The sequence below is a fragment of the Motilibacter deserti genome (genome assembly GCF_011250635.1).
GTDB classification, from domain to species: Bacteria; Actinomycetota; Actinomycetes; order Motilibacterales; family Motilibacteraceae; genus Motilibacter_A; species Motilibacter_A deserti.
The window spans coordinates 34921-56684 of the sequence record NZ_JAANNP010000015.1; the positions used below are offsets into that span (position 1 = coordinate 34921).

Annotated in this window: 24 protein-coding genes; 9 read left to right on the plus strand and 15 right to left on the minus strand. The window is 74.0% G+C overall.

What is annotated here, in order from left to right:
* Positions 1-32 precede the first annotated feature (32 nt).
* Positions 33-1253: an MFS transporter gene (locus tag G9H71_RS14885; RefSeq protein ID WP_166283203.1), complete on the minus strand. Its 1221-nt coding sequence runs from the start codon at positions 1251-1253 to the stop codon at positions 33-35.
* An 83-nt stretch (positions 1254-1336) separates the two neighbouring features.
* Between G9H71_RS14885 and G9H71_RS14890 the strand changes: the two genes are divergently transcribed.
* Complete coding sequence (locus tag G9H71_RS14890) at positions 1337-1663, plus strand: ArsR/SmtB family transcription factor (RefSeq protein WP_166283205.1); 327 nt, start codon at positions 1337-1339, stop codon at positions 1661-1663.
* A gap of 18 nt (positions 1664-1681) precedes the next feature.
* On the opposite strand, the gene G9H71_RS24620 is transcribed toward G9H71_RS14890, so the two are convergent.
* From G9H71_RS24620 to G9H71_RS14900, 3 genes are all read right to left on the minus strand, one after another.
* On the minus strand, positions 1682-1816 hold the full coding sequence (locus G9H71_RS24620) for a hypothetical protein (RefSeq protein ID WP_269204685.1): 135 nt from the start codon (positions 1814-1816) through the stop codon (positions 1682-1684).
* An 85-nt stretch (positions 1817-1901) separates the two neighbouring features.
* Positions 1902-2357: a GatB/YqeY domain-containing protein gene (locus tag G9H71_RS14895; protein WP_166283207.1), complete on the minus strand. Its 456-nt coding sequence runs from the start codon at positions 2355-2357 to the stop codon at positions 1902-1904.
* A 38-nt stretch (positions 2358-2395) separates the two neighbouring features.
* A complete protein-coding gene (locus G9H71_RS14900) occupies positions 2396-3853 on the minus strand; it encodes a gamma-glutamyltransferase (RefSeq protein ID WP_166283209.1) in 1458 nt (485 codons plus the stop codon).
* 98 nt (positions 3854-3951) lie between these two features.
* Between G9H71_RS14900 and G9H71_RS14905 the strand changes: the two genes are divergently transcribed.
* The 3 genes from G9H71_RS14905 to G9H71_RS14915 all read left to right on the plus strand — a co-directional run bounded on the left by G9H71_RS14905 (position 3952) and on the right by G9H71_RS14915 (position 5629).
* On the plus strand, positions 3952-4530 hold the full coding sequence (locus tag G9H71_RS14905; RefSeq protein WP_166283211.1) for a DinB family protein: 579 nt from the start codon (positions 3952-3954) through the stop codon (positions 4528-4530).
* Positions 4531-4558: 28 nt separating this feature from the next.
* On the plus strand, positions 4559-4996 hold the full coding sequence (locus tag G9H71_RS14910; RefSeq protein ID WP_166283213.1) for a VOC family protein: 438 nt from the start codon (positions 4559-4561) through the stop codon (positions 4994-4996).
* A 105-nt stretch (positions 4997-5101) separates the two neighbouring features.
* Complete coding sequence (locus G9H71_RS14915; protein WP_166283215.1) at positions 5102-5629, plus strand: Hsp20/alpha crystallin family protein; 528 nt, start codon at positions 5102-5104, stop codon at positions 5627-5629.
* Positions 5630-5729: 100 nt separating this feature from the next.
* Here G9H71_RS14915 and G9H71_RS14920 read toward each other — a convergent pair whose 3' ends face one another.
* Positions 5730-6290, minus strand: a complete 561-nt coding sequence (locus tag G9H71_RS14920; RefSeq protein ID WP_331273019.1) for a phosphoribosyltransferase — start codon at positions 6288-6290, stop codon at positions 5730-5732.
* An 89-nt stretch (positions 6291-6379) separates the two neighbouring features.
* Positions 6380-6556, minus strand: a complete 177-nt coding sequence (locus G9H71_RS14925) for a hypothetical protein (protein WP_166283145.1) — start codon at positions 6554-6556, stop codon at positions 6380-6382.
* A 216-nt stretch (positions 6557-6772) separates the two neighbouring features.
* Between G9H71_RS14925 and G9H71_RS14930 the strand changes: the two genes are divergently transcribed.
* Genes G9H71_RS14930 through G9H71_RS14945 form a run of 4 tightly spaced genes read left to right on the plus strand, consistent with a single transcriptional unit; the run spans position 6773 to position 9775 of the window.
* Complete coding sequence (locus tag G9H71_RS14930; RefSeq protein WP_166283217.1) at positions 6773-7186, plus strand: PPOX class F420-dependent oxidoreductase; 414 nt, start codon at positions 6773-6775, stop codon at positions 7184-7186.
* Between the two features lie 5 nt (positions 7187-7191).
* Positions 7192-7725 (plus strand): DUF2243 domain-containing protein, encoded by a 534-nt coding sequence (locus G9H71_RS14935; protein WP_166283219.1) that lies wholly within the window; start codon positions 7192-7194, stop codon positions 7723-7725.
* Positions 7722-8525 (plus strand): cytochrome c oxidase assembly protein, encoded by an 804-nt coding sequence (locus G9H71_RS14940; RefSeq protein WP_331273020.1) that lies wholly within the window; start codon positions 7722-7724, stop codon positions 8523-8525. Before G9H71_RS14935 ends, G9H71_RS14940 begins: the two co-directional genes overlap by 4 nt.
* Positions 8522-9775 (plus strand): cytochrome P450, encoded by a 1254-nt coding sequence (locus tag G9H71_RS14945; RefSeq protein WP_166283221.1) that lies wholly within the window; start codon positions 8522-8524, stop codon positions 9773-9775. The genes G9H71_RS14940 and G9H71_RS14945 overlap by 4 nt, the downstream gene beginning before the upstream one ends.
* Positions 9776-9803: 28 nt before the next feature.
* Here the strand turns inward: G9H71_RS14945 and G9H71_RS14950 are convergent, their stop codons facing one another.
* The 9 genes from G9H71_RS14950 to G9H71_RS14990 all read right to left on the minus strand — a co-directional run bounded on the left by G9H71_RS14950 (position 9804) and on the right by G9H71_RS14990 (position 21053).
* Positions 9804-10235, minus strand: coding sequence for a VOC family protein (locus G9H71_RS14950; RefSeq protein ID WP_166283223.1), 432 nt, complete (start codon positions 10233-10235; stop codon positions 9804-9806).
* A 10-nt stretch (positions 10236-10245) separates the two neighbouring features.
* Complete coding sequence (locus G9H71_RS14955) at positions 10246-10677, minus strand: helix-turn-helix transcriptional regulator (RefSeq protein WP_166283225.1); 432 nt, start codon at positions 10675-10677, stop codon at positions 10246-10248.
* Positions 10678-10876: 199 nt separating this feature from the next.
* The gene (locus G9H71_RS14960; RefSeq protein ID WP_166283227.1) at positions 10877-14239 is read right to left on the minus strand and encodes an ATP-binding protein; all 3363 of its coding nucleotides are present in this window, start codon (positions 14237-14239) and stop codon (positions 10877-10879) included.
* Complete coding sequence (locus G9H71_RS14965) at positions 14236-15204, minus strand: DUF4194 domain-containing protein (protein ID WP_166283229.1); 969 nt, start codon at positions 15202-15204, stop codon at positions 14236-14238. Before G9H71_RS14965 ends, G9H71_RS14960 begins: the two co-directional genes overlap by 4 nt.
* Positions 15201-16727 (minus strand): DUF3375 domain-containing protein, encoded by a 1527-nt coding sequence (locus tag G9H71_RS14970; protein WP_166283231.1) that lies wholly within the window; start codon positions 16725-16727, stop codon positions 15201-15203. The genes G9H71_RS14965 and G9H71_RS14970 overlap by 4 nt, the downstream gene beginning before the upstream one ends.
* Before the next feature lie 332 nt (positions 16728-17059).
* Positions 17060-19189 (minus strand): amylo-alpha-1,6-glucosidase, encoded by a 2130-nt coding sequence (locus tag G9H71_RS14975; RefSeq protein ID WP_166283233.1) that lies wholly within the window; start codon positions 19187-19189, stop codon positions 17060-17062.
* Positions 19186-19488, minus strand: a complete 303-nt coding sequence (locus G9H71_RS14980) for a hypothetical protein (protein WP_166283235.1) — start codon at positions 19486-19488, stop codon at positions 19186-19188. The genes G9H71_RS14975 and G9H71_RS14980 overlap by 4 nt, the downstream gene beginning before the upstream one ends.
* Positions 19489-19491: 3 nt before the next feature.
* Positions 19492-20637, minus strand: coding sequence for a glycosyltransferase family 4 protein (locus tag G9H71_RS14985; protein ID WP_231134866.1), 1146 nt, complete (start codon positions 20635-20637; stop codon positions 19492-19494).
* 101 nt (positions 20638-20738) lie between these two features.
* On the minus strand, positions 20739-21053 hold the full coding sequence (locus G9H71_RS14990; RefSeq protein WP_331273021.1) for a MerR family transcriptional regulator: 315 nt from the start codon (positions 21051-21053) through the stop codon (positions 20739-20741).
* A gap of 167 nt (positions 21054-21220) precedes the next feature.
* Between G9H71_RS14990 and G9H71_RS14995 the strand changes: the two genes are divergently transcribed.
* Complete coding sequence (locus G9H71_RS14995; protein ID WP_166283237.1) at positions 21221-21742, plus strand: STAS domain-containing protein; 522 nt, start codon at positions 21221-21223, stop codon at positions 21740-21742.
* Positions 21743-21764: the final 22 nt, after the last annotated feature.

The window sequence follows — 21764 nt, forward strand, 5'->3', positions numbered from 1 at the left end:
AGGCGCCGGCAGCGGCCCGGACGTGGCGCGCGTCAGCTCGACAGCGCGAGGGCCCGGGGACGCGCCGCCCGCGGGAGGGCGGCGACCAGGGCCAGCAGGATCACGACGACGCCGTACGCGGTGGCGGTCGTCCGCAGGCCGGCCGAGGGGACGACGACGCCCGCGACGACCGCCGGGATGCTGAACGCCAGGTAGCTCACGACGAAGACCGCGGAGAACAGCTCGGCGCGCTCGTGCGGCGCGGCCAGGGCGACCAGCGACTTGAACGCGCCGAGGAACGCCGAGCCGAAGCCGAGCCCCGCGACCGCCGTGCCGACGAAGAAGAGGGGCGTCAGGCCCAGGTCGAGCGCGACGAGGGTGACCGCCGTCCCGGCGACCAGGACGCCGGCGCCGCCACGCATGACCGCCCGCGGCGCGACGTCGCGCACGACGACCGAGGCGACGGCGCCGGGCGCCATCAGCGTCGCCACGACGATCCCGCCGACGAGGTGGCTCTCGAGGCCGAGGACGCCGACGGCCAGCGATGGGCCGAGCGAGAGGTAGAGCCCGCCCATCGCCCAGGTCGCGACGACGACGGGAGCGGCGACGAGGAAGGCGCGACGGGCCGCCGGCGGCACGGCCACCCGGGGCCGCAGCGCGGCGAGCGCTCCCGGCGCGCGGCTCACGGTCTCCGGCAGGGCCAGCGCGACGGGGACCAGCAGGAGCAGCGCCGCGCCGAGCACGGCATAGACCAGGTGCATGGGGGCGGGGGCGTACTCCACGAGGACGCCGGCCAGCAGCGCTCCGGCCGCGAGCCCGACGGTGGAGCCGGCGCTGTTGACCAGTGCGCCGAGCTTCGGGTTGTGCGCGGGCTGCAGGTCGATGAGGTACGCGCTCAGCACCCCGAGCGCGGCGCCGATGGCGACGCCCTGCACGATCCGCGCGGCGACGAGCCACCCGACGCCGTCGGCGGCCCAGAACACGCCCATCGCGGCCGCGTCCAGCACGAGGCCGACGACGAGCATGGGCTTGCGGCCGACGAAGTCCGACAGGCCGCCGACGGTCAGCAGCGCGGCGAGCAGTGCGACGGCGTACACGGCGAAGACCGCGGTCAACGTCAACGAGGAGAAGCCCCAGCGCTGCTGGTAGACGACGTAGAGCGGCGAGGGGGCGCCGGCGGCCGAGGTCAGGACGAGCAGCGAGAGCGCCACCAGCCAGAACGCGGGGGTACGCGGGAGGTGCCGCGTGCGCGCGGCGGGTCGCGGGGTGTCCATGCCGGCTCCTGACTGTTCTACGGATCTCGAACAGTCAGGGACAGTACTCGCCCCGAGCGTCATAGTTCAACTATTATCGAACCATGCCCGCGACGACGCGCGACCTCGAGCACCCCGACCCGGCCGACCTCGTGCTGACGGACGTGCTGTTCGCGCTGAGCGACCCGGTCCGGCTGCAGATCGTGCGCCAGCTCGCCGAGGGGCCGCTGGTCGCGATGAGCTGCCAGGCCGTGCTGCCGGACATGGCGAAGTCGACCCGGTCGCACCACCTGAAGACGCTGCGCGAGGCGGGCGTGGTGAGCAACGTGCCGCACGGGCGCGAGCGGATGGTCAGCCTGCGCCGGGACGCGCTCGACGCGCGGTTCCCGGGGCTGCTGGACTCGGTGCTCGCGGCCGCGCCGGCGGAGTAGGAACCGCCGGGGGAGGCTTCAGCTCGTCGCAGCCTTGCGCATGACGGTGTAGGCCTCGCCGTGCTCGACGCCCTCGCCGACCTTGACCCAGCCCAGCGTGGCCAAGGTGGCGGCGGCAGCGGGGCTGAAGCAGCGGCGGTCGGACGTGGTCATCGGCGTTCCTCCTGTGCGGAGCCCTGGCGGGCCGGTCGTATCGACCTGGCAGATGTCGGAGGCCCAGCGCGCCGACTTGAGCACCTCAGCCCAGCTGCTTGCGGACCTCCGCCGCCACCCGGCCACCCTCGGCGCGGCCCGCGATCCGCGGGTTCAGGACCTTCATGACCGCCCCCATGCCCTTGGGCCCCTGCGCGCCGCTCTCGGCCACCGCGGCGGCCACCAGCTCGGCGAGCTCGGCGTCGGACAGCTGAGCCGGCAGGTAGCGGGCGAGGACCTCGCCCTCGGCCTGCTCGCGCGCCGCGAGCTCGGGCCGGCCGGCGGAGGTGAAGGCGTCGGCCGCCTCGCGCCGCTTCTTGGCCTCCCGGGTGACGACGGCCAGCGCCTCCTTGTCGTCGAGCTCGCGTGCGCTCTTGCCGGACACGGCCTCCGTCGCGAGGGCCGCGAGCGTCATGCGCAGCGTCGCGGTCGTCACCTCGTCACGCCCGCGCATCGCCGTCGTGAGGTCGCTGCGCAGGCGCTGCTCCAGCTCGCTGGCCATGGACGTGCTCCTTTCCCGGCGCCCGGCGGCGCACGACCTCACCGTAGGTCCACCACGACCCCGGCCCCGCCCCGGCGGTCGTCGCCCACCGCTGACACCTCGCCGTCGGCGTCGACCGCGACCGAGTGCACGCCTCCGAAGTACAGGTCGCGCGCCGACCAGACGTTGGCCGGCCACCGCTCCGCAAGCGCCCGCGCGACCTCGACCGGCAGACCGGGCTCCACCTGCAACTGCGCGCGGTCCCAGTGCAGCCGCGGCGCGCGGACGGCGTCCTCGAGGCCGAGGCCGCGGTCGAGCAGGCCGGAGAGCACGCAGGTGAGGGCGCTGCGGATGCGCTCGCTGCCGCCGCTGCCCAGGCCGACTGCGCTGCCGTCGCCACGGCGTACGACCGACGGGGCCATCATGGAGCCGATGCGGGTGCCGGGCGGCGTGACGTGGAACCCCTCCGGGTGCAGGTCCGCCTCGCCCATCACGTTGTTGAGCTGGATGCCGGTCCCGGGGGCGAACGTCCCCGAGCAGCTGCCGTTGGACGTCGTCATGGCCGCGACGTTGCCCTCGGCGTCGACGACGCTCACGTGCGTGGTCCCGCGCACCGATGCCGGCCCCTGCACGTGGCGCTCGGACATGGCGACGAGCACCTGGCAGAGGCGGGAGTACGCCGCCGGCGAGGCGTCCACCGGCTCGTCGCCGAGCTCGCGCAGGCCGCGGGTGACGAGCCCGCCGCCGAAGGAGGGCGCGGGGTTGGTGGCGATCGTGGCGCCGCGATAGGCCAGCACGAGCGGCTCCCGCTCGACGACCTCGTACGCCACGAGGTCCTTGGCGGTCACGAGGCCGCCGTTCGCCTGCATCGCGGCGACGAGCGGTTCGCCGATCTGCGGATCGCTGAAGCTGGCTACACGTCCGGACGCCACGTCCGCGAGGAGCGCTGCCAGTGCCTCGTTGTGCAGCCGCTCGCCGGCCTCGAGCAGGCGCCCGCGCGGGGCGAAGACCTCCCGCCCGTCGGGCGTCAGCGTGAGGATCTCGCCGAGCAGGGCGATCACCTCGGCCTGGGCGGCGTCGAGCACCGCGCCCTCCGCGGCCAGCCGGCGGGCCGGCTCGACCACGTCGGCCAGCGGGAGGCGGCCCAGCCGCCGGTGGGCGTTCAGGTAGCCGTCCAGGCAGCCGGGCACGGCCACCGAGCCCCAGCCGGCATGGAAGACCTGCTGCGCCCCGGTCCAGTGCACCTTGACGGGCAGGAAGTGCGGCTCCAGGTCCGCCGGCGGCCGCCCCCGGCCGGGGGCGTCGACGAAGAAGTCGAGGACGACGGGCTTCCCCGCGGCCGGGGAGGCGAGCAGGAACCCGCCACCGCCGAGGCTGGACAGGGTGGGCTCGGCCACCGCGGCCGCGAAGCCTGCGGCGACCACCGCGTCGAAGGCGTTGCCACCGCTGCGCAGGGCGAGGGCCGCCGCGGCAGCGGTCTCGCTGTGCCCGGCGGCCACCGCTGCGCGTGCTGCCACGCGCGCACTCTAGAGGCCGGCCGGCCGGGGCGGCCGGTCGGACCAGGCCCGTCGCAATGCGGTCGCGATCTGACCGCTAGCGGCGGCAGGCTGGCCGCATGAGCGATCTGGCGTGGAACCCGCTGCTCCGCGAGCAGATCACCTGGCACTGGGACAACCAGCTGCGCGCCCGGCTCGACGGGCTGCGCGACGAGGAGTACTTCTGGGAGCCGGCCCCGGGCTGGAACGTCCGGCCGCGCGGCACCGGGACCGCGCCCGTGCAGGGCGGCTCGGGCACGATGACGATCGACTTCGCCTTCCCCGAGCCCGACCCGCCGCCCTTCACGACCATCGCCTGGCGGCTCGGCCACGTGATCGTCGGGGTGCTCGCGGTGCGCAACGCCACGCACTTCGGCGGCCCGCCCGCGAGCTACCAGTCCTTCGACTACGCCGCCACCGCCGACGACGCGCTGGCCCAGCTCGACGCGGCCTACTCGGCCTGGATCGCCGGGGTCGAGTCGCTCGGCGAGAGCGGGCTGCGCCGCCCGTCGGGGCCGGAGGAGGGGGAGTACGCCGAGCTGCCGCTCGCGACGCTCGTGCTGCACATCTCCCGCGAGCTGATCCACCACCTGTCCGAGGTCTGCCTGCTGCGCGACCTCTACGGGCACCTGCACCGCGAAACCGAGACCGAGATCTAGACCGAGACCGAGCGGAAGGCGGGCTGAGATGGCGCGCGACGTGCAGATCACCTTCGACTGCGCCGACCCGGAGGCGCTGGCGACGTTCTGGGCCGACGCCCTGGGCTACGAGCTGCAGGGGCCGCCGCCGGGGTTCGCGTCCTGGGAGCAGGCGCTCGACGCCTTCGGCGTGCCCCGCGAGCGGCACAACGACGCGCACGCCGTGGTCGACCCGGCCGGGAACAGGCCGCGGCTGTTCTTCCAGCGCGTGCCCGAGGGCAAGACCGTGAAGAACCGCGTCCACCTCGACGTACGCGCCGCACCGGGGCTGGCGGGCGAGGAGCGGATGGCGGCGCTGGAGAAGGAGGCCGAGCGGCTGGTCGGCCGCGGCGCGACCCGGCTGGAGCGGCATGAGCCCGCGCCTCCGATGGCGGGCGGGCACATCGTCATGGCCGACCCGGAGGGCAACGAGTTCTGCCTCGACTGAACTGGTCGCGGGAAGGTTTGGCGAGCCCGCGAAGTTGGCACTCTCGTACCGTGAGTGCTAGCCCTCCCGGGAGGACCGGGAGGCGGTTTTCAGGAGGAGTCAGCCATGGCTGTCACCCGTTGGGATCCGTTCACCGCGCTCGCCCGCCTCGACCGCGAGCTGGACTCGTCCTTCGACGAGCTGGTCCGCCGCGCGTGGGGCTCCGGCCAGCGTGGGACCGCCGGCTACGTCCCGGCCGTCGACATCCGCAAGGACGGCGGTGACGTCGTCATCTCCGTCGAGCTGCCCGGCGTCGACATCGACAACGACGTGTCCATCGAGGTCGCGAACGGCCGCCTCGCGATCTTCGGCGAGCGCCGCGACGAGCGGACCGCGAGCAGCGAGCAGGCCGAGCAGGGCAAGGGCGTGCTCGTCCGCGAGCTGCGCTACGGGGCGTTCCGCCGCGAGTTCGCGCTCCCCGAGCACGTCGGGGCCGACGACGTGGACGCGACGTACGACCGCGGCATGCTCCGCGTCGTCGTGCACAACGTGGCCAAGCCCGTCCCGGAGCCGCGCCGCATCCAGGTGCGCAGCGCCGAGACGCCGCGCGAGGTCGGAACGGACCGCACCGTGCAGGGCCAGGTCGAGGCCTGAGCCTCGCGCGCCGCATGAGGAAGGGCCGGCCCGCGGGCCGGCCCTTCGTGCGTTCGCGGACTGCGCGGCCTGTGCGGCCGGGACGCCGGTCGCTCGGTGCTCACGCGGCCGGCCCGGCGGCGAGCGCTTGCCTGACCTCGGCGTCGGTGGTCTGGCGGAAGTCCGCGTAGTGGGCGCCCACGGCCAGGAAGCGCCGCGGCACGTGCAGGCACACGGCGCGGTCGGCCTCCCGCTCGAGGAGGCGGCAGCTCTCGGCCGCGCCCACCGGGACGGCGACGACGACCGCCAGCGGGCGGAGCCGGCGTACGGCCTGCACCGCGGCCCGCATCGTCGACCCGGTCGCTAGCCCGTCGTCGACGAGCACCACGTGCTTGCCGGACGGGTCGAGCGGCGGCCGGCCGGCGCGGTACGCCGCCTCCCGCCGCTCCAGCTCGGCCGTCTCCTGCCGCGCGACCCGCTCGAGCGCCTCGGCCGGCACCTGCAGCCGCCGGACCACGTCGTCGTTGAGGACGCGCACGCCCCCGCCGGCGATCGCGCCCACGGCCAGCTCCGGCCGGCCCGGGGCGCCCAGCTTGCGGACGACGAACACGTCGAGCGCAGCCCCGAGCGCGGCGGCGACCCCGGCCGCGACCGGCACCCCGCCTCGCGCGAGCCCGAGCACGACGACGTCCCGGGCCGGAACGACGTCCGCGAGCCGCGCCCCGAGCTCGCGGCCGGCGGCGACGCGGTCGGAGAAGGCCGGCGGAGCCGTCAGCGCACCGCGCCCGACACCGAGAAGTAGCGGTCGGCAATCGTCTCCGCCTCCTCGAAGCGACGTTCCGCCACCGCTACGGCGAAGCGCCGGGTGGCCCGCCCGTGCAGGCGGCGTCTGACGAGCACCGGCGTCGACGTCAGAGCCACGAGCAGCAACGCGATCAACAGGAACACGGCCTTCCCCTCTGCTGCGCTCGCCGCGTCCGAGCCCGACGCCCCACCGGTCCCGGCTCGGCACACGCTTCCCGGCAGCCCTCGCCCGGCGGCTGCCCTCGGCCGCAGCTTTCCCGCGCCGAGTCGCTGCAAGCGCCGGCTCGGCCGCCGAAGCGGGTGGGTGACCGGCGCCTGCGTGGGCAGAGGGGCGGCAGCGGCACCTACCGGAGGACGGACATGGCGCAGACCAGCAACGGCCCCGAACTGCTCCCGACGACGGTCGAGCTCGCCCGGGGCGCGAACTACGCGGCGATGAGCACGCTGCTGCCCAGTGGCGCGATCCAGACGCAGTACGTGTGGGTCGGCACGGACGGGAAGCGGCTCCTCGTGAACACCGAGGTGCACCGCGCGAAGTTCAAGAACGTGGAACAGGATCCACGGGTCACGCTCTGCATCCGGGACGAGGCCGACCCTTACCACTACGCGGAGGTGCGCGGCACGGTGGTGGAGCGGGTGACCGGTCCGGCCGCGAGGCAGAACATCGACGAGCTGTCGCAGAAGTACACCGGCAAGCCCTATGACGAGGCCGCGATCTCCAGCGAGCGGGTCATGGTGTGGATCGTTCCCGAGCGGCAGACGATCGCGGGCTGACCGGCATGGCGACGGACACGCAGACGACGGACGCGCGGTCCCAGAGCATCCGGCTCCCGGGCGTGGTCCTCGGGGTCGGGCTCGGCGGCTTCGTCGACGGGATCCTGCTGCACCAGATCCTGCAGTGGCACCACCTGCTGACGAGCACGGACACCGACAACATCGGTGTCGCCTACTACCCCCGCGACACCGTGCACGGCCTGGAGATCAACACCCTCTGGGACGGCATCTTCCACGCCTTCACCTGGCTGAGCGTGCTCGTGGGGCTGGCGTTGCTCTACTCCCGCGTCACGGCCGGGCGCGGACGGGTCTGGGGCTCGCGCGCGCTGTGGGGGTGGGTCCTCGTCGGGTGGGGCCTGTTCAACCTCGTCGAGGGAGTGCTCGACCACCACATCCTCGGCATCCACCACGTCCGCTCCGGTGAGCACCAGACCCTGTGGGACCTCGGGTTCCTCGCCTTCGGGGTTCTCCTCGTCCTCGCCGGCTGGCTCCTGCAACGGGGCGCGCGGCCGCGCGACGCCCGGCAGGGCACTCCGTGACGCTGGCCCACAGCGGGCACGCGGACGCCGCCCTGCTCGACGCCACCTCCGCCCTGGCCCTGGTTGCCGCCGCGGCGCTCGCCGTCGCGTACGCCGTGGCCGCCCGGGCGCGCAGTCGCGAGCCGCGCGGGTGGAGCGCGTGGCGGACCGCGAGCTTCCTCGCCGGCTGCGCGGTCCTCGGGCTCGTCCTGCTGCCGGGGCTGTCGCCCTATCCGGCCGGGGACTTCCGCTGGCACATGGCCCAGCACCTGCTGATCGGGATGGTCGCGCCGCTGCTGCTCGTCCTCGGGGCGCCGATGACGCTGCTGCTGCGCACCCTGCCGCGCCGGCACGGGCGCCTGGTCGGGCGGGCGCTGCGCTCGTGGCCGGTGCGGCTGGTGGCGAACCCGCTCTCGGCGCTGGCGCTGAACGTGGGCGGGCTCGCGGTCCTCTACTTCACCCCGTTCTACGGCGTGGTCGAGGCGCACGAGAGCGTGCATGCCCTGGTGCACCTGCACTTCGTGGCGGCGGGATACCTCTTCGCCTGGGTCATCGCGGGGCCGGACCCGGCGCCGCACCGGCCCTCGGTGCCCGTGCGGCTCGTGGTCCTGGGGGCGGCCGTCGCTTTCCACGCCTTGATCTCACAGTTGCTCTATGCAGGAATCGGAGTGCAGGTGCCGGTGGGGGAGGCGGAGCGGCGCGGGGCCGGTGAGCTCATGTACTACGGCGGCGACATCGCCGAGCTGCTGATCGCGCTCGCACTGGTGACGAGCTGGCGGCCCCGGGCGCGGGCGCGTGCCGTCGCGGCGGCGCAGGCATGAGCAACACACCGCGCGACCGGCTGCCCGACAGCACGCCGGCGCTGCTCGCGCAGGGCTACGGCTTCCTGGAGCGGCGGCTCCTGCGCCGTGGCCGCGAGGTCGCGGAGGCGCGGCTGCTCCTGCAGCGGACGACGCTGCTGTCGGGCGCCGAGGCGGCCCGGCTGGTCTACGACCCGGGCAAGTTCGTGCGAGCCGGCGCCATGCCGCGTGTGGTGCAGAAGACGCTGATCGGCGTCGGGGGAGTGCAGTCGCTCGACGGGGACGAGTTCCGCGCCCGCAAGGCGATGTTCCTGTCCCTGCTCGGGCCCGAGCGCGCCCCCGAGGTCGCGGGCGAGTTCACCACGGCCTGGCGCGCCGCCGTGCCGCGGTGGGAGGCCGCAGGGCAGGTCGTCCTGCTCGACGTCGCCGCGGAGGTGCTGTGCCGCGCGGTGTGCCGGTGGGCCGGCGTGGCGCTGCCCGAGCAGGACGTCCGCCGCCGCACCCTCGGCCTGCGGGCGCTCATCGAGTGCGAGGGGGACCCTCGGCTGGGCTACGTGCGGTCCCGGCTCGCCCGGCGCCGCTGCGAGGCGTGGGCCGCGGGGCTCGTCGAGCAGGTGCGCGGTCGCGGGGCGTACCCCGACGAGGGAACGGTGCTGCGCACGATCGCGGAGTTCCGCGGGGCGGACGGGAAGCTGCTGGACGCGCGCACCGCCGCGGTCGAGCTGCTCAACGTCCTCCGGCCGACCGTCGCCATCGCCCGCTACATCGCCCTCGTCGCGCTGGCGCTGCACGGCCACCCGCGCTGGCTCGCGGCGCTGCGCGCGAGCGACGCCGACGTCGTGCCCTTCGTGCAGGAGGTACGCCGCTACTACCCGTTCTTCCCGGCGATCCCGGCCCGCGCCCGTGAGCACCTGCGCTGGCGCGGCGTCGAGGTGCCGGCGGGGAGGCGGGTGATGCTCGACGTGCACGGGACCAACCTCGACCCGCGCTCCTGGGACCGCCCCGACGAGTTTCGCCCGGAGCGCTTCCGTGCATGGGCCGACGACGCGTACGCCTTCATCCCGCAGGGCGGCGGGGACCATGCCACGGGGCACCGCTGCCCCGGCGAGTGGGTCACCGTCGAGGTCCTCGCCGCCACCGTGCGGCTGCTCACCCGGGAGATGGAGTACGCCGTCCCGCCGCAGGATCTGCGCGTCAGCATGCGACGGCTCCCGACCGGGCCGCGCAGCGGGTTCGTGCTCTCGGGGGTGCGTCCCGTCGTGAGCGCCTGACCTCGTGCGGGACGGCGCCGAGCGCCGCTCAGCCACGGTCCGGCACGTACGCCATCACCTGCGTGAGGCGGATGTTGTTGCCCGACGGGTCGCGGAACGACGTGTCGATGCCGTACGCCTGCCGCGTCGGCGGGTCGTTGAACACCACCCCGCGCGCCGACAGCTCGTCGTAGGCGGCCTGGCAGTCGTCGGTCTCGAGGAACAGGGTGCCGGCCGCGCCTTTCGCGACGAGCTCGGCGAGCTGGGTGCTCGTCGTGGCGTCGAGCATCGGCGGGCGTGGGACGGGCATGAGGACGAGCCCGACGTCGTCCTGGCCAACGGGCCCGACGACCAGCCAGCGGAAGCTCCACTCCTGCATCGTGACGTCGGAGCGGACCTCCCAGCCGAGAACGCCGGTGTAGAACGCGAGGGCCTCGTCCTGGTCGTGGACCCAGAACTGCGAGTTGGCGATTCGATGCATGCCGAGGACGCTACGGGCCCGGTCGCACGTCGTCTTCTCGAAACGTGCGGTTCGGGCGCCGCCCGTAGGCGCGCACGACGCACGGCGGGATGCGCAGCATCGCCTCGGGCGGGTGCTCCTGCCGGTAGCGCTCGGGGCTGAGCCCGTAGATGCGGCGGAAGCTGGTGGTGAACGACCCGAGGCTGGACAGGCCGACGCGTACGCAGATCTCGCTCACCCGCCAGTCGGTCGTGCGCAGCAGCGTGGCCGCGCGCTCCAGCCGGCGGGTCAGGAGGTACTGGTGCGGGGACTCGCCGAACGCGGCGCTGAACGCCCGGCTGAAGTGCGCCGGTGACAGGTGCGCGGCTCGGGCGAGGTCGGCGACGGTGAGCGGGTCGGCGTAGCGCGCGTCGGCGAGGTCCTTGGCCCGGACGAGGTCGCGGATGCGCGTCGCCGGTGGCACCCGCCGAGTATGGCGGCACGAGGGCCGGGCCGGCGGGAATGCCGGCGCAGGAGGGGGAGTTCTCCTTCACGGTCGGTCCGCACGTCCCCGGGCCTCACCTTCTGCCGCTACGAGCGGTCACTCGCCGAGAGGCGACTGTCGGATCGGCCAGCGACCTCAGCGGCCGCCGGGCACACTCGCCCGGCGGCCGTTCGCACGTTCAGGCCTCGTCGACGGCGCGCAGCCGCGTGACGTGGGAGTAGCCCTTCGGCGACTTGGTCACGGTGAGGATCAGCCGCATGGCCGGCTCGAGCGCCGTCACCTTGTCCAGCGGGGCCCCGACGATCAGCTGGAAGCCCAGCTTCTTCCAGGCCTGCACCGACCGGCCGGCGAACTCCGAGTCGGACTTGATGAAGCCCTCGTCGAGGAACACCGGGGCGAAGCGCGGCAGCCGGTCCTCGTCGCCCAGCTGGTAGCGCAGCGCCGAGCCGACGATGAACGCCATCAGCTCCTGCGTCTCGCCACCGCTCTTGCCACCGAGGTGCGCGTAGGTCGCGAGCTCGCGGCCCTGCCGGTCCACCCGGACGGCAGTGATCTCGACGTGGCGGCGCACGTCGAGGTAGACGTCGCGGCTGACGGCCGTAGGGCGGCTGCCCGGGTCGGGCTTGCGGATCAGGCCGATGAACGAACGCAGTTCCAGGAATCGGCGTTCTGCCTCGTCGTCCGTCGCCTCGGTGGCCAGGCCGGCCGCGAGCGCGGCCAGCTGCTTGCGGAAGCGGGCGACGTCCTCGGAGTGGATAAGCCGCAGCGAGATCCGCAGCCGGTCGCTCTGGGGGCCGAACGGCAACGTGGAGAGGATGTCGTTGACCGGGTCGAGCCGGGCGCGGATCTCGTCGAGCGCGGCGCCGAAGGCACCGGACAGCGGCACGAGGTCCTGCCCGCTCCACTCCGACAGGCGTCGCCGCCACTCCTGCCGCCGGTCCGCAAGGCCGGTCGCGACGATCTTGTCGAGGATCTCGCGGTAGTCGGCGTAGGAGTCGATGCCGACGCCGCGGTTCGGGTCCGGCCAGCGCGACTGGAACTGCTCGAAGATCCCGACCAGGGTCGCGGTCGCCGCGGCGCCGCGCTCGCGGGCGTGGGCGGTGCGCTCGGACAGCCGGCCGCGCAGCTTGGGCAGGCCCTTCTCGAACTCCCCGATCGTGTCGAGGCTGCCGACCTCAAGGAGCAGCGCGTCGAGATAGCCCTGCTGCTCCTCGGTCAGCGTCACGACGCCGTCGGCCGCGACGCGGTCCACCTCGCGGGTGGTGGCGTCCTGCTCCTCGCAGAGCCGCTCGTACTCCGCATCCGCGGCGTGCAGGAGGTCCTTGGCGCGTACGGCCTCGGCCTCCGCGTCGGACAGCCGGGCCTCGATGCGGGCGTGCTGGGCCGCGAGGGCCGCCAGCACGTCGTCGGCGGCCAGGATGCGCCCCAGCTCGTCCTGCTTGGCCGCGAGCTGGGCCTGCACACCCGCGACGTCGATGTCGGGCCACTCGGTCGCGAGCAGCCAGCGGTGGGCGCTCTCGAGCCGCCGCAGCCGCTTGGACGCCTCCTCCAGGCCGCGCTCCTGGGCGAGCAGGGTCCCGAGCTGCTCGTCCAGCTCAGCGATCTCGGCGTCGATCTCGCTGAGCCGGTCGACGGAGGAGAAGCCGATGATCGAGGCGTCGCCGAGCTCGCCGTGCGAGCCGCGGCGCCCGTTGCGGGTCTGCCCGTTGCGCGTCACGCGCGGGCCGCCGCCGTCGAGCTCGCCCGGCGTCTCGACGCAGAGGTGGTCGGTGCCGCGCCGGGTGACGCGCTCGCGGATCCACCAGCTGAACGGGCTGTCCTTGTAGAGCAGCTTGCCCGAGACGTAGCGCGCGTCCGCCGGCTCGTCGACGTGCGGCTGCAGCGCGACGCCCTCGAACTGGATGCGCACGGGCAGCCGGATCGGGTCGATGGCCCGCGAGAGGTGCTGCAGCCGGCGCTCGTCGACGAGCAGGACCCGGGCGACCGAGAAGAGCGTGACCTCGGCCGCCTTGCGCCAGCTCGACTCCTCGGGCGCGACGTCGATCAGCTCGGCGACGAACGGCAGCTCCGACGGGTCGATCCCGGCGGCAGCGGCGATCGCGAGCCGGGCCTCGTGCAGGCGCCGCGGCACGCGTCCGGTGCGCCCGGCGAGCGAGTCGCGCTCGGCCAGCAGCTCGCCGCGACGTGCCTGCGTCGGCCAGCCCGCCTCGCGCAGTTGCTGCTGCTGCGCGCTGAGCCCCTCGAGCCGGTCGGGCAGCTCGGTCAGGAACTGCTCGGCCGCGACCTGCGCACCCGCGAAGTCCGCTGCGGTGGTCAGGTCGAGCTCGAGGTCGACCGTGCTCGCCGCGAAGCGGGTGTAGCGGCTGTCCGCGGCGTCCTTGGCGGCCCGGGCGGCCTCGATCTCGGCCTCGAGGCGCTTGATGCTGTCGCCGCCCGCGGCGCGCTGGGACTCCTCGACGTTGGCGAGCTCGCCCTTGAGCCGGGTCTGCTCCTCGCGCGCGGCGCGGTAGCGCTCGCTGAGCGCCTTCTTCGACTCGAGCGCGTCGCGGGACGCGGCCTCGAGCAGGCGCTCGCGGGTGTGCAGCTGCCAGACGGAGAACGCCGAGCCCCCGGCGCGCTGGGCGCCGAACGTGTCGATGAGCTGCTCGTCGGCGAGCGCCTTCTCCCGCTCCTCCCACAGCTGGGGGAGCCGGGCCAGCGCGTGCTGCTTCTCCGCCGCGGTCTGCATCTCCTGGTACGCCGCGTCGAGGTCGTCGAAGTGGCGCGCCGCGCTGTCGGCCGCGGCGTAGGTCGCGGGCTGCTCGAGCACCATCGACTTGTAGAGGCCGTCGACCGTGCGCACCTGCTGCCCGGCCTGGATGCGCGCCAGCAGCCGGAGCGCCTTGGCGCCGTTGCCGCCGGCGCCGATGCCGAGCCGGTCGAAGAGCCGCTGGGCGAACTCGGCGTACGTCCCGGCGACGAACATCGCCGGCCAGCGCGCCGTGAGCGACCGCTTGTCGAACCGCTGCGAGGCGAGCGGCTCGAGCTCGCGCAGGTCGAGCCGACCCTCGATGGTCGCCATCTTCATCGTGACGTCCTTGAACGACGTCGCGGCGCGCGGCACGGAGTAGGCGCGCAGCGCCGTGAACCGGCGGCCGTCGCGGTCGGTGAACGTCATCGCGAGCGCGCCCCACGTCGGGCCGTCGGCGCCGCGCAGCACCTTGTCGGTGAGCGCCCCGGTCTCGGCCTCGCGGCTGTCGTCGGTCTTGCCGCGCAGGTAGGACAGCAGGTTGCGCTGGTCGGGGTTGCGGGCCCGGCCGGTCGCCGCGTCGTTGGAGGCGCCGTTGAACGGCGTGTCCGACGGCATCATCAGCGCGAGGTAGGCGTCGAGGATCGTCGACTTGCCCGTGCCCGAGGCGCCGGACAGCAGCGTGGCCTCGGGGTCGAGCTCGATCGAGGTGTGGCCGTGGAAGCCGCCCCAGTTGACCAGCTGCATGGACTCGGCGACCCACTGGGCGTCGCCGAGCTCGGCGAAGTCGGGCAGCAGCGCGGGCTGGCTCATGCGCGCTCGTCCTCCGTGTCGTCCTCGGACGCCGTTCCATGGGTGCCGGAGCCGGCGTCGGCGTCGCTGTCGGCGAGCTCGGGCGCGTCCAGCCACCCGAGGTCCTCGCCCGTGCGGTTGCCGCGGGCGGGGGCCGGCATGTCCAGCCCGAGCTCCTCGGCGTGCGCCTCGACGGGGGCGGCCGGAGCGCCCTTGCCGTTGAGGTTCTCGAGGGTGTGCAGCAGCTCCTGCAGGCGCGACACCGGCAGCAGGACCTCGATGACCGGGGAGACCCGCAGCCGCTGCTCGTCGGCCGTCTTGAGCAGGATGCCGGAGCGCTGCAGCGACTGGACCGCGTTCTCGACCTTGCGGGCGTCGCCGGCGTGGTCATTGGCGTCGGCCGGGCGGAAGTGCGCGACGGCGGCCTGCAGCTGGTCGCGGTCGACGAGCACCGCGTCGACGCCGTCGGCCCGGTCGGAGCGGTAGCGCTGGCGCAGGAACACCAGCAGGATCGTCTCCTCGCGGGTGTGCGCGACGTCGTGCAGCAGGGTGGGGAACCGGCCGTCGCCCTCGGGGCTCGCCTGCCGCTTGAGCGCGACCTGCGCGCGCAGGTCGACGTGCAGCTCGAGGAAGAGGTCGTTGAGCCGCGAGCGCAGCTGCAGCTGCGAGTCCAGCAGCGTGTGCCACTCGGCCGGGTTCTGCTCCGCGCTGATGTAGCGGTTCTTGAGCAGGTGCACGAGGGTCCGGCGCTGCTCGTAGGTCAGCGAGCCCTCGTCGCCCTCGAACAGCGACAGGCTGCGCCCCTCGACCTCGGCGTCCTCGACCACGCCGGGGCCGTCGATGAACGCGCTGTCGGCGGAGGTGGCGTCGTCGGGGGTGCCGGCGGAGGTGGCGTCGTCGGGGGTGCCGTCGACGACCGTGCCGCCGAGCCCGTCCTCGCCGTCGACGGCGTCGGGGCGCGGGGCTGCCTGGGAGGGCACAGTCATGGGCGGGCTCCTTCGACGAGAGCGTCCGCGTCGGACGCGCGCAGCGGGAGGACGGGGACGGTGAAGGCGCGGCGGGTGCCGTCGGGGCGTACGGCCTCGACCAGCTCCTCGCCGTCGAGCGCAGCCAGCAGTGCCTCGGCCTCGGGGAACCCGTCGCCGTCGTCGGGACGCGCCCCGAGCAGCAGGTGGACCATGCCGAGCAGCTCGACCGGCCGGCGCAGCCGCTCGGGCAGCGCCGAGAAGACGTCGGCGACGCTCGATCCGTCGGGGGTCATCGCGGCGATCACGAGCGCCTGGCGCAGCTCGACGAGGCTGGGCCCGCCCTGTCGGCGGATGGCCTCGAGGTCGGGCGCCGCCGGCGCGTTGTCGGACACGTCCTCGAGCGGGGGCGGGGGCGCGGCGTCGGCCGGGTCCCAGAACCGCTCGCGCAGGTGCTCGACGTCGATGCGCGGCGGCACGAGCTCCACCTCGACGGTCGCGCGCGGACCGGCGGTCTGCATCCAGGCCTCGAGCTCCTGGTTGATCTGGCGCAGCACGGCGTCGAGCTCGCGGTCCTTGGCGACGTCGTAGCCGACGATGTGCGCGCGCAGCGTCGCGGACAGGCGCTGCCGCTCGCCGAGCACGTCGCGGATGCCGTCCTGGATCGTCTTGACCGTACGCCGGAACTCGCGCTGCTCGCCCGGGGCCAGCGTCTGGGCGAAGGGGTGGGTCAGGATGACGTCGAGGTCCCGGCGCAGGTCGACGAGGAGCGGCTCGTCCCGCAGCAGGGCGAAGGCGCCCTCGAAGGCGCGGCCCTCCGGTGTCAGCTTCATCAGCGAGTCGGACTTCGCCAGGTATTCGTCGAGCACCTCGACGACCGGGCGCTCCTCGTTGCGGAAGTCGCTGATGATCTGCCGGTGCATGCCGGCGACGGCTTCCTCGACCCGCTTGAAGTCACTGGGCAGCTGCCCGATGAGCGAGTGCAGGTTGGTGTAGGAGTCGAGCATGTGGTCGTCGGTGGCCGGCTCGATGTCCCCGCCCTCGGCCAGCCGGTCGCGCTCGGCCGTGAGCTCGGCAATGTGCGCCTCCAGGCGCGCGATGCGCGTGTCGCGGTCCGGGTCCGCCTCGTTGGCGAAACGGCGCACGACGTCGAGGATCGTGTGGATCCGGGACTCGCTGATCAGAGTCCGGTCCCGGGTGAGCGACTGGACCAGGTCGAGCGCCTCGAGCGCGTGCGAGGTCAGGCTGTAGAACTCCGCGCCGTCCTCGTCGCGCGAGCGGACCAGCCACTTGTGCGCCAGCCACTGCATGCACAGCGCGCGGCCCGGCCCCTCGGGGCTCGGCTCACCGGCGAGCTTGAGCTCGTCGAGGTAGTTGTCGACCTGCTGGTGGAGGCGCTCGGCGGGCACGGTCTTCTGATCACGGGTGAACGTGGTGCGGAACACGGCCAGCACCAGCGGCGCCCACTTGCGGTCGAGCAGCCGCAGCGTCGGCTTGTCGAACGCGTCGCGGACACGGGTCAGCTCCGCGAGGATGTCGCTCACGTACCCCCGCCTCTCGTTCCAAGTGTGCCTGACGACGTTAAGCGGTGGGTGCAAGTCCGTCAGTCCCCGTGTCGCCCGGACGTGGCCCACGTCACGAGGGGGGCGGGCGGGGCCGTGGCCGTCAGCGGAGCGGCCGGGGAGCAGCCCCCGCCGGGGAGGGCGCCGGCGCCGCGCCGCCGGGGCGGCGGCCATCGTCCCGGGCCGCTCGCCCCGGCGCGGAGCGAGCGCCGGGCCCACGTCCCCCGTGTCGCCCGCCGCCCCGCGTCCCCGTCCCCGTCCCAGGTCACGCGCCCAGGTCACGGCCCAGGTCACGGCCCAGGTCACGTCCCAGGTCACGTCCCGGCCGCGCGGAGCACCTCCGGGTCGTGCGTGTCGAGGTCCATGCGCCCTCGACCGATCGGCAGCCCGGAGAGCCGCACGTGGCCCCAGCGGCGGGGCGGCACGGGAGCCACGCGGAGGTCGCCGTGCGGGAGGCACGGGTCGAGCCGGAGCATGGACGTCAGCAGCGAGAGGGGGGCAGCGGCCGACCACGCCTGCGGGGAGCACGACGTGGGGTAGGGCACGGGGACGCCGGTGGCCGCTCGCTCGAAGCCGCAGAAGAGCTCGGGCAGCCGGCCGCCGAAGGCGCCGGCGGCCTCGACGACCGCCTCGGCGATGCGCTGGGCGTGCCCGACGTAGCCGTAGCGCACGAGCCCGGCCACCACGATCGCGTTGTCGTGCGGCCAGACCGAGCCGTTGTGGTAGCTCACCGGGTTGTACGCGGCGGCCGTGGTCGCGAGCGTGCGGACCCCCCACCCGGAGAACATCGCCGGGGAGAGCAGCGCCTCGGCCACCGCTCCGGCCTTGTCGTCGTCCGCGACGCCGGACCACAGGCAGTGCCCCTGGTTCGAGGCGAGCGCGTCGACAGGCTTCTTGTCCCGGTCAAGGGCGAGCGCGAAGTAGCCCCGCTCCGGGAGCCAGAAGCGCTCGTTGAAGCGGCGCTTGAGGTCCGTCGCCCGCGCCTGCCAGTCGGCCCCCGCATCGGTCCCCCCGACGAGTCGGGCGAGGTGCGCGCGGGCGATGTAGGCCGCGTAGACGTAGCCCTGCACCTCCGCGAGCGCGATGGGGGGATCGGCGAGCCGTCCGTCGGCGAAGGAGATGGAGTCCAGCGAGTCCTTCCACCCCTGGTTGAGCAGGCCGCGGTCGGTCTTGCGCTGGTACTCCACGAAGCCGTCGCCGTCGGCGTCGCCGAAGCGCTCCACCCAGTCGAGCGCCCGGTCCGCGGCCGGAAGCAGCGCCGCGACCTCCTCGAGCGGCGCGCCCCACCGCGCCACGCGGTCGAGCAGCATCACGAACAGCGGCGTGGCGTCCACGCTCCCGTAGTAGACCGAGCTGCCGCCCAGCGCCCGGCTCTCGTCCATGCCGAGCCGGACCTCGTGCAGGATCTTTCCCGGCTCCTCCTCGCTCATCGGGTCGACGGCCCTTCCCTGGTGCCGGGCCAGGGTCTGCAGGGTCGACAGTGCGAGCCCGGGGTCGAAAGGCAGCGCCATCCAGCTCGCAAGCAACGCGTCCCGTCCGAACAGCGCCATGAACCAGGGGGCGCCGGCCGCCACGACGTTCGCACCGGGTCGTTCCGGGTCCTGGATGCGCAGCGCGCCCAGGTCGAGGACGCTCCGCTCGACGGCAGCCTGCAGATCCGGGTCGCCGCAGCGGAATTCGGGAGTTGCCGATCGCCAGTCCTGCATCCGCCGGGTCGGTTCTGCCTGCTCCAACGGGCGATCGAGTGGGAACGCCGTCGCCACCTCGTGACCAGCCGACGAGGCGAGCACCTCCACGCTCGTCCGCCACTCACCCTGCGGAGCGATGGTTGCGCGCCACACGAGCGCGCCGGGCAACGCCGTTGCCCCCTGGCCGCGTACGCGGACACCCCGCCGCCGACCGCCGTGGCCCGCGGCGAGGGCGAGCTCCTCGCCGGCCCACCTGCGCTCCACCTCGGGGGTGGTGCCCCGGCGCCCGTCCTTGACGTCGAAGAGGTCCGCGAAGTCCGCGTCGACGAGCAGCTGCACGGTGACACCGGCGGGCTCGCGCCCGTGGTTGCGGACGACGAGGTCTTCGCGGAGCCCGTCGGCCACCATGCGTCGTCGCTCCACCACGAGTGTCGCGTCGTGCACGCCGGGCCGGGGAGCGGCGCGCGTGAGAAAGGTGGCCTCGAACGGCTCGCCGAGGACGACGGCGAGCGGCTCCACCGGCTCGTCGTCCACGAGCAGTCGCCACGTCGAGACGATGCGGTTGTCGAGGAAGAACACGCCGTGCGGGCGGTGGGCGGAGATGTCGCCGGCCCGGTTGCTCACGCAGAAGGAGGAGCCTTCGACGACCGTGACGTCGTCGGCGGGGGCCGGCGGGGGCGTTGCGGTGGAGGCGCTGCCGAGCTCGGCGGGGTCGAACGCTGCGTCGGTGGGCCGGGTGGCAAGGGTGTCGGTCATGGCGTCGGGCAGAGGTCTGTCGGGTCGGGCTGGTCGGTCGCGTCGGGCTGGTCGGACGGGTCGGATCGGCCGGATGGGGCGGGTGGGCCGGAGGGGTCGCATCGGCCGGGAGGCGCAGCGGTGCCGGTCGTGGGGCGCCGCGCCCCGGTGGGCGCGGCCGCGGCCAGCTGGGCGAGCGCGGCGAGCGCCCGCTGGGCCTTGCGGTCCTCGCGAGGGCGCTCGGCCGCCCACGACGTCACCAGTTGCAGCATCCAGCCCACGAGGACGAGGTACGCGGCGGTGAGGGTGAGCCCGGCCATGGCTCAGCCCGCCCGGCCGGCCGACCGGCGCTGCCCCGGCGTGTCAGCGGTGATCTCCTGCAGGTCCCGGCTGCCCTCGACCAGGGCGCGGTAGACGCGCTCGTACCCCGCCGCCATTACGGGTAGGTCGAACCGGCGCTGCGCCTGCTGCCGGCAGCGCAACGGGTCGAGCCCGTCGGCCGTCCGCAGCGCGTCGGCGAAGCCGGCGTAGTCGTCGACGATCAGACCGCTGACCCCGTGGTCGACGACCTCGGGGACGCTGCCCCGGCGCAGTGCGACGACAGGTGTGCCGCACGCCATGGCCTCGATCATCACCATGCCGAACGGCTCCTCCCACTGCACGGGGAAAGCGAGCGCCGCGGCCCCGGCGAGGAGTTGGCGCTTGAACGACGCGTCCGCCTCGCCGACGTACTCCACGTCCTCCCCGAGGCGGGGGGCGATCTCGGACTCGAAGTACGCCTTCTCCGCGGGCTCGCTGCACTTGCCGGCGAGGACGATCCACCGCCCGGCCTTGCGCGCGGCGTCGATGGCGAGATGCGCGCCCTTGTCGGGGCTGAACCGGCCGAGCCACAGCAGGTAGTCGTCCTTGTCGGGCTGGAACGGGAAGGATGAGACGTCGATGGCGTTGTGCACCCGGCCCACCCAGTTGATGCCCGGGTTCAGCCTGCGCTGGGCGTCGGAGATGGCGACGACGTCGACCGTCTCACCGAGACGTGCGAAGTACTCGCCCTGTTCGCCGTCGACCGGCCCGTGCATGGTCACAACGGTCGGAACGTCGCGCCCACGGGCGAGCAACGGGCCGGCCAGCGTGTGGTCGTGGACGATGTCGACGTCGAGGCCGTCGAGGGCTGCGGCGGCACCGGCGGCGTGGATGACCTCGGGAGCGGGCGTGCCCAACCGCGCCGAGGGTGGATCGTCGAAGACCGGTACGAAGCGGGTTGCCGCGGTGCGGTGACGCCCGGCTCCGACGAGTGTCACCTCGTGCCCGCGGGCGGCAAGCTGGTCGACGAGGTCAGCGACGACGGACTCGATCCCGCCGTAGCCGCGGGGCGGCAGCTCGAACCACGGCGGCGCGATCATGGCGATGCGCAGCGGCGGCGCGGCGGGAGTGACGGGGGACTGGACAGGGGGCTGCAACTGCACGGTCATCGAAGGTCCTCCGGACGACGGGTCGTACGGGGGGCCAGCGCTTTCGCTGGGCCGCAGGAGCGGTGCGGCGGGCGAGCGGCACCGCGGGGGACGGAGCGGGCTCAGCTGCCGGGCGGCCGGTCGGCACGGCGACGGGCAGCCAGCTCGTCCTCGAGCTCGGCGATCCGCGACTGCAGCAGGAAGACGCGGCGCACGCCTGCGAGGGTGAGCCCCTCGCCCACGAGCTCCTGCACCTGCTGGACCTGCTCGACCTGGCGCCGGCTGTAGCGCCGCTGCCCGCCCCCGGACCGGGCCGGGGTCACCACCTCGTGGTCGTCCAGCCGGCGTAGGAACGCCTGCTGCACGTCGAGCATGTCGGCGACCTGGCCGATGGTGAACAGGGGCGCGTGGACGTCCTCGAACGGAAGACGTGCCACCCGGCCTCCCGAATACTGCGCGCTGCTCTCGCTCGGGTGGCAGCGTACCACCACCCCCGATGGCAGCAAACCTTCAACTTGATGTCTAACTTCGTCGCAGCCTCGGGACCAGCAAAGTGTCCTCACGGCGTGCAGCTGTTCATCTCTTGGATCCGGAGGGGGAGAAGATGACTGTTCCGGACGTCGGCCTGTCGGTGGTCGCCTCTGAGCAGGACGGGGTCCCGGTCCTCGTGGCGACCGGGGAGCTCGAGTCGGTCGGAGCGCCCGTGCTCCGCAGCGCGGTGATCGACGCGCTCGCCGCGGGCGCGGACGGCCTCGTCATCGATCTGACCGACGTGACGTTCGTCGACTCGGCGGGGCTGGGTGTGCTGGCCGGTGCGTTGAAGCGGTGCAGAGAACGCGGTGGCGAGCTCGCCCTGGTCGCCACGCGGCCGGTGTTCCTGCGCACGCTGCGCGTGACGGGGCTGGCCCGCGTCCTGCCGGTGTTCCCCGCCCTCTCGGCGGCGGTCGCGCACGTGACCGACGTGACGGCCCGTGCGACCGCCCCCGCCGGCGCAGAGAGCGCTTCCCCGGGCGGGGGCCGCCCCGGGGCCACGACGCTGCCGCGTCCCCGCTGGGCTTCCCGCCGCCCCGTGCTGCGCAGGAGACCGTCGCGTGTCGGGCAGTCGGAGATGGCCCGCGCCTCCTGATCGGCGAGGAGCGGACGAAGGG

What these genes read in the sequence shown, in the direction of transcription:
- G9H71_RS14885 (WP_166283203.1), bottom strand. Translation starts at nt 1,253, where the DNA reads ATGGACACCCCGCGACCCGCCGCGCGCACGCGGCACCTCCCGCGTACC.
- G9H71_RS14890 (WP_166283205.1), top strand. Translation starts at nt 1,337, where the DNA reads ATGCCCGCGACGACGCGCGACCTCGAGCACCCCGACCCGGCCGACCTC.
- G9H71_RS24620 (WP_269204685.1), bottom strand. Translation starts at nt 1,816, where the DNA reads ATGACCACGTCCGACCGCCGCTGCTTCAGCCCCGCTGCCGCCGCCACC.
- G9H71_RS14895 (WP_166283207.1), bottom strand. Translation starts at nt 2,357, where the DNA reads ATGGCCAGCGAGCTGGAGCAGCGCCTGCGCAGCGACCTCACGACGGCG.
- G9H71_RS14905 (WP_166283211.1), top strand. Translation starts at nt 3,952, where the DNA reads ATGAGCGATCTGGCGTGGAACCCGCTGCTCCGCGAGCAGATCACCTGG.
- G9H71_RS14910 (WP_166283213.1), top strand. Translation starts at nt 4,559, where the DNA reads ATGGCGCGCGACGTGCAGATCACCTTCGACTGCGCCGACCCGGAGGCG.
- G9H71_RS14915 (WP_166283215.1), top strand. Translation starts at nt 5,102, where the DNA reads ATGGCTGTCACCCGTTGGGATCCGTTCACCGCGCTCGCCCGCCTCGAC.
- G9H71_RS14930 (WP_166283217.1), top strand. Translation starts at nt 6,773, where the DNA reads ATGGCGCAGACCAGCAACGGCCCCGAACTGCTCCCGACGACGGTCGAG.
- G9H71_RS14935 (WP_166283219.1), top strand. Translation starts at nt 7,192, where the DNA reads ATGGCGACGGACACGCAGACGACGGACGCGCGGTCCCAGAGCATCCGG.
- G9H71_RS14945 (WP_166283221.1), top strand. Translation starts at nt 8,522, where the DNA reads ATGAGCAACACACCGCGCGACCGGCTGCCCGACAGCACGCCGGCGCTG.
- G9H71_RS14950 (WP_166283223.1), bottom strand. Translation starts at nt 10,235, where the DNA reads ATGCATCGAATCGCCAACTCGCAGTTCTGGGTCCACGACCAGGACGAG.
- G9H71_RS14960 (WP_166283227.1), bottom strand. Translation starts at nt 14,239, where the DNA reads ATGAGCCAGCCCGCGCTGCTGCCCGACTTCGCCGAGCTCGGCGACGCC.
- G9H71_RS14965 (WP_166283229.1), bottom strand. Translation starts at nt 15,204, where the DNA reads ATGACTGTGCCCTCCCAGGCAGCCCCGCGCCCCGACGCCGTCGACGGC.
- G9H71_RS14975 (WP_166283233.1), bottom strand. Translation starts at nt 19,189, where the DNA reads ATGACCGACACCCTTGCCACCCGGCCCACCGACGCAGCGTTCGACCCC.
- G9H71_RS14980 (WP_166283235.1), bottom strand. Translation starts at nt 19,488, where the DNA reads ATGGCCGGGCTCACCCTCACCGCCGCGTACCTCGTCCTCGTGGGCTGG.
- G9H71_RS14985 (WP_231134866.1), bottom strand. Translation starts at nt 20,637, where the DNA reads ATGACCGTGCAGTTGCAGCCCCCTGTCCAGTCCCCCGTCACTCCCGCC.
- G9H71_RS14995 (WP_166283237.1), top strand. Translation starts at nt 21,221, where the DNA reads ATGACTGTTCCGGACGTCGGCCTGTCGGTGGTCGCCTCTGAGCAGGAC.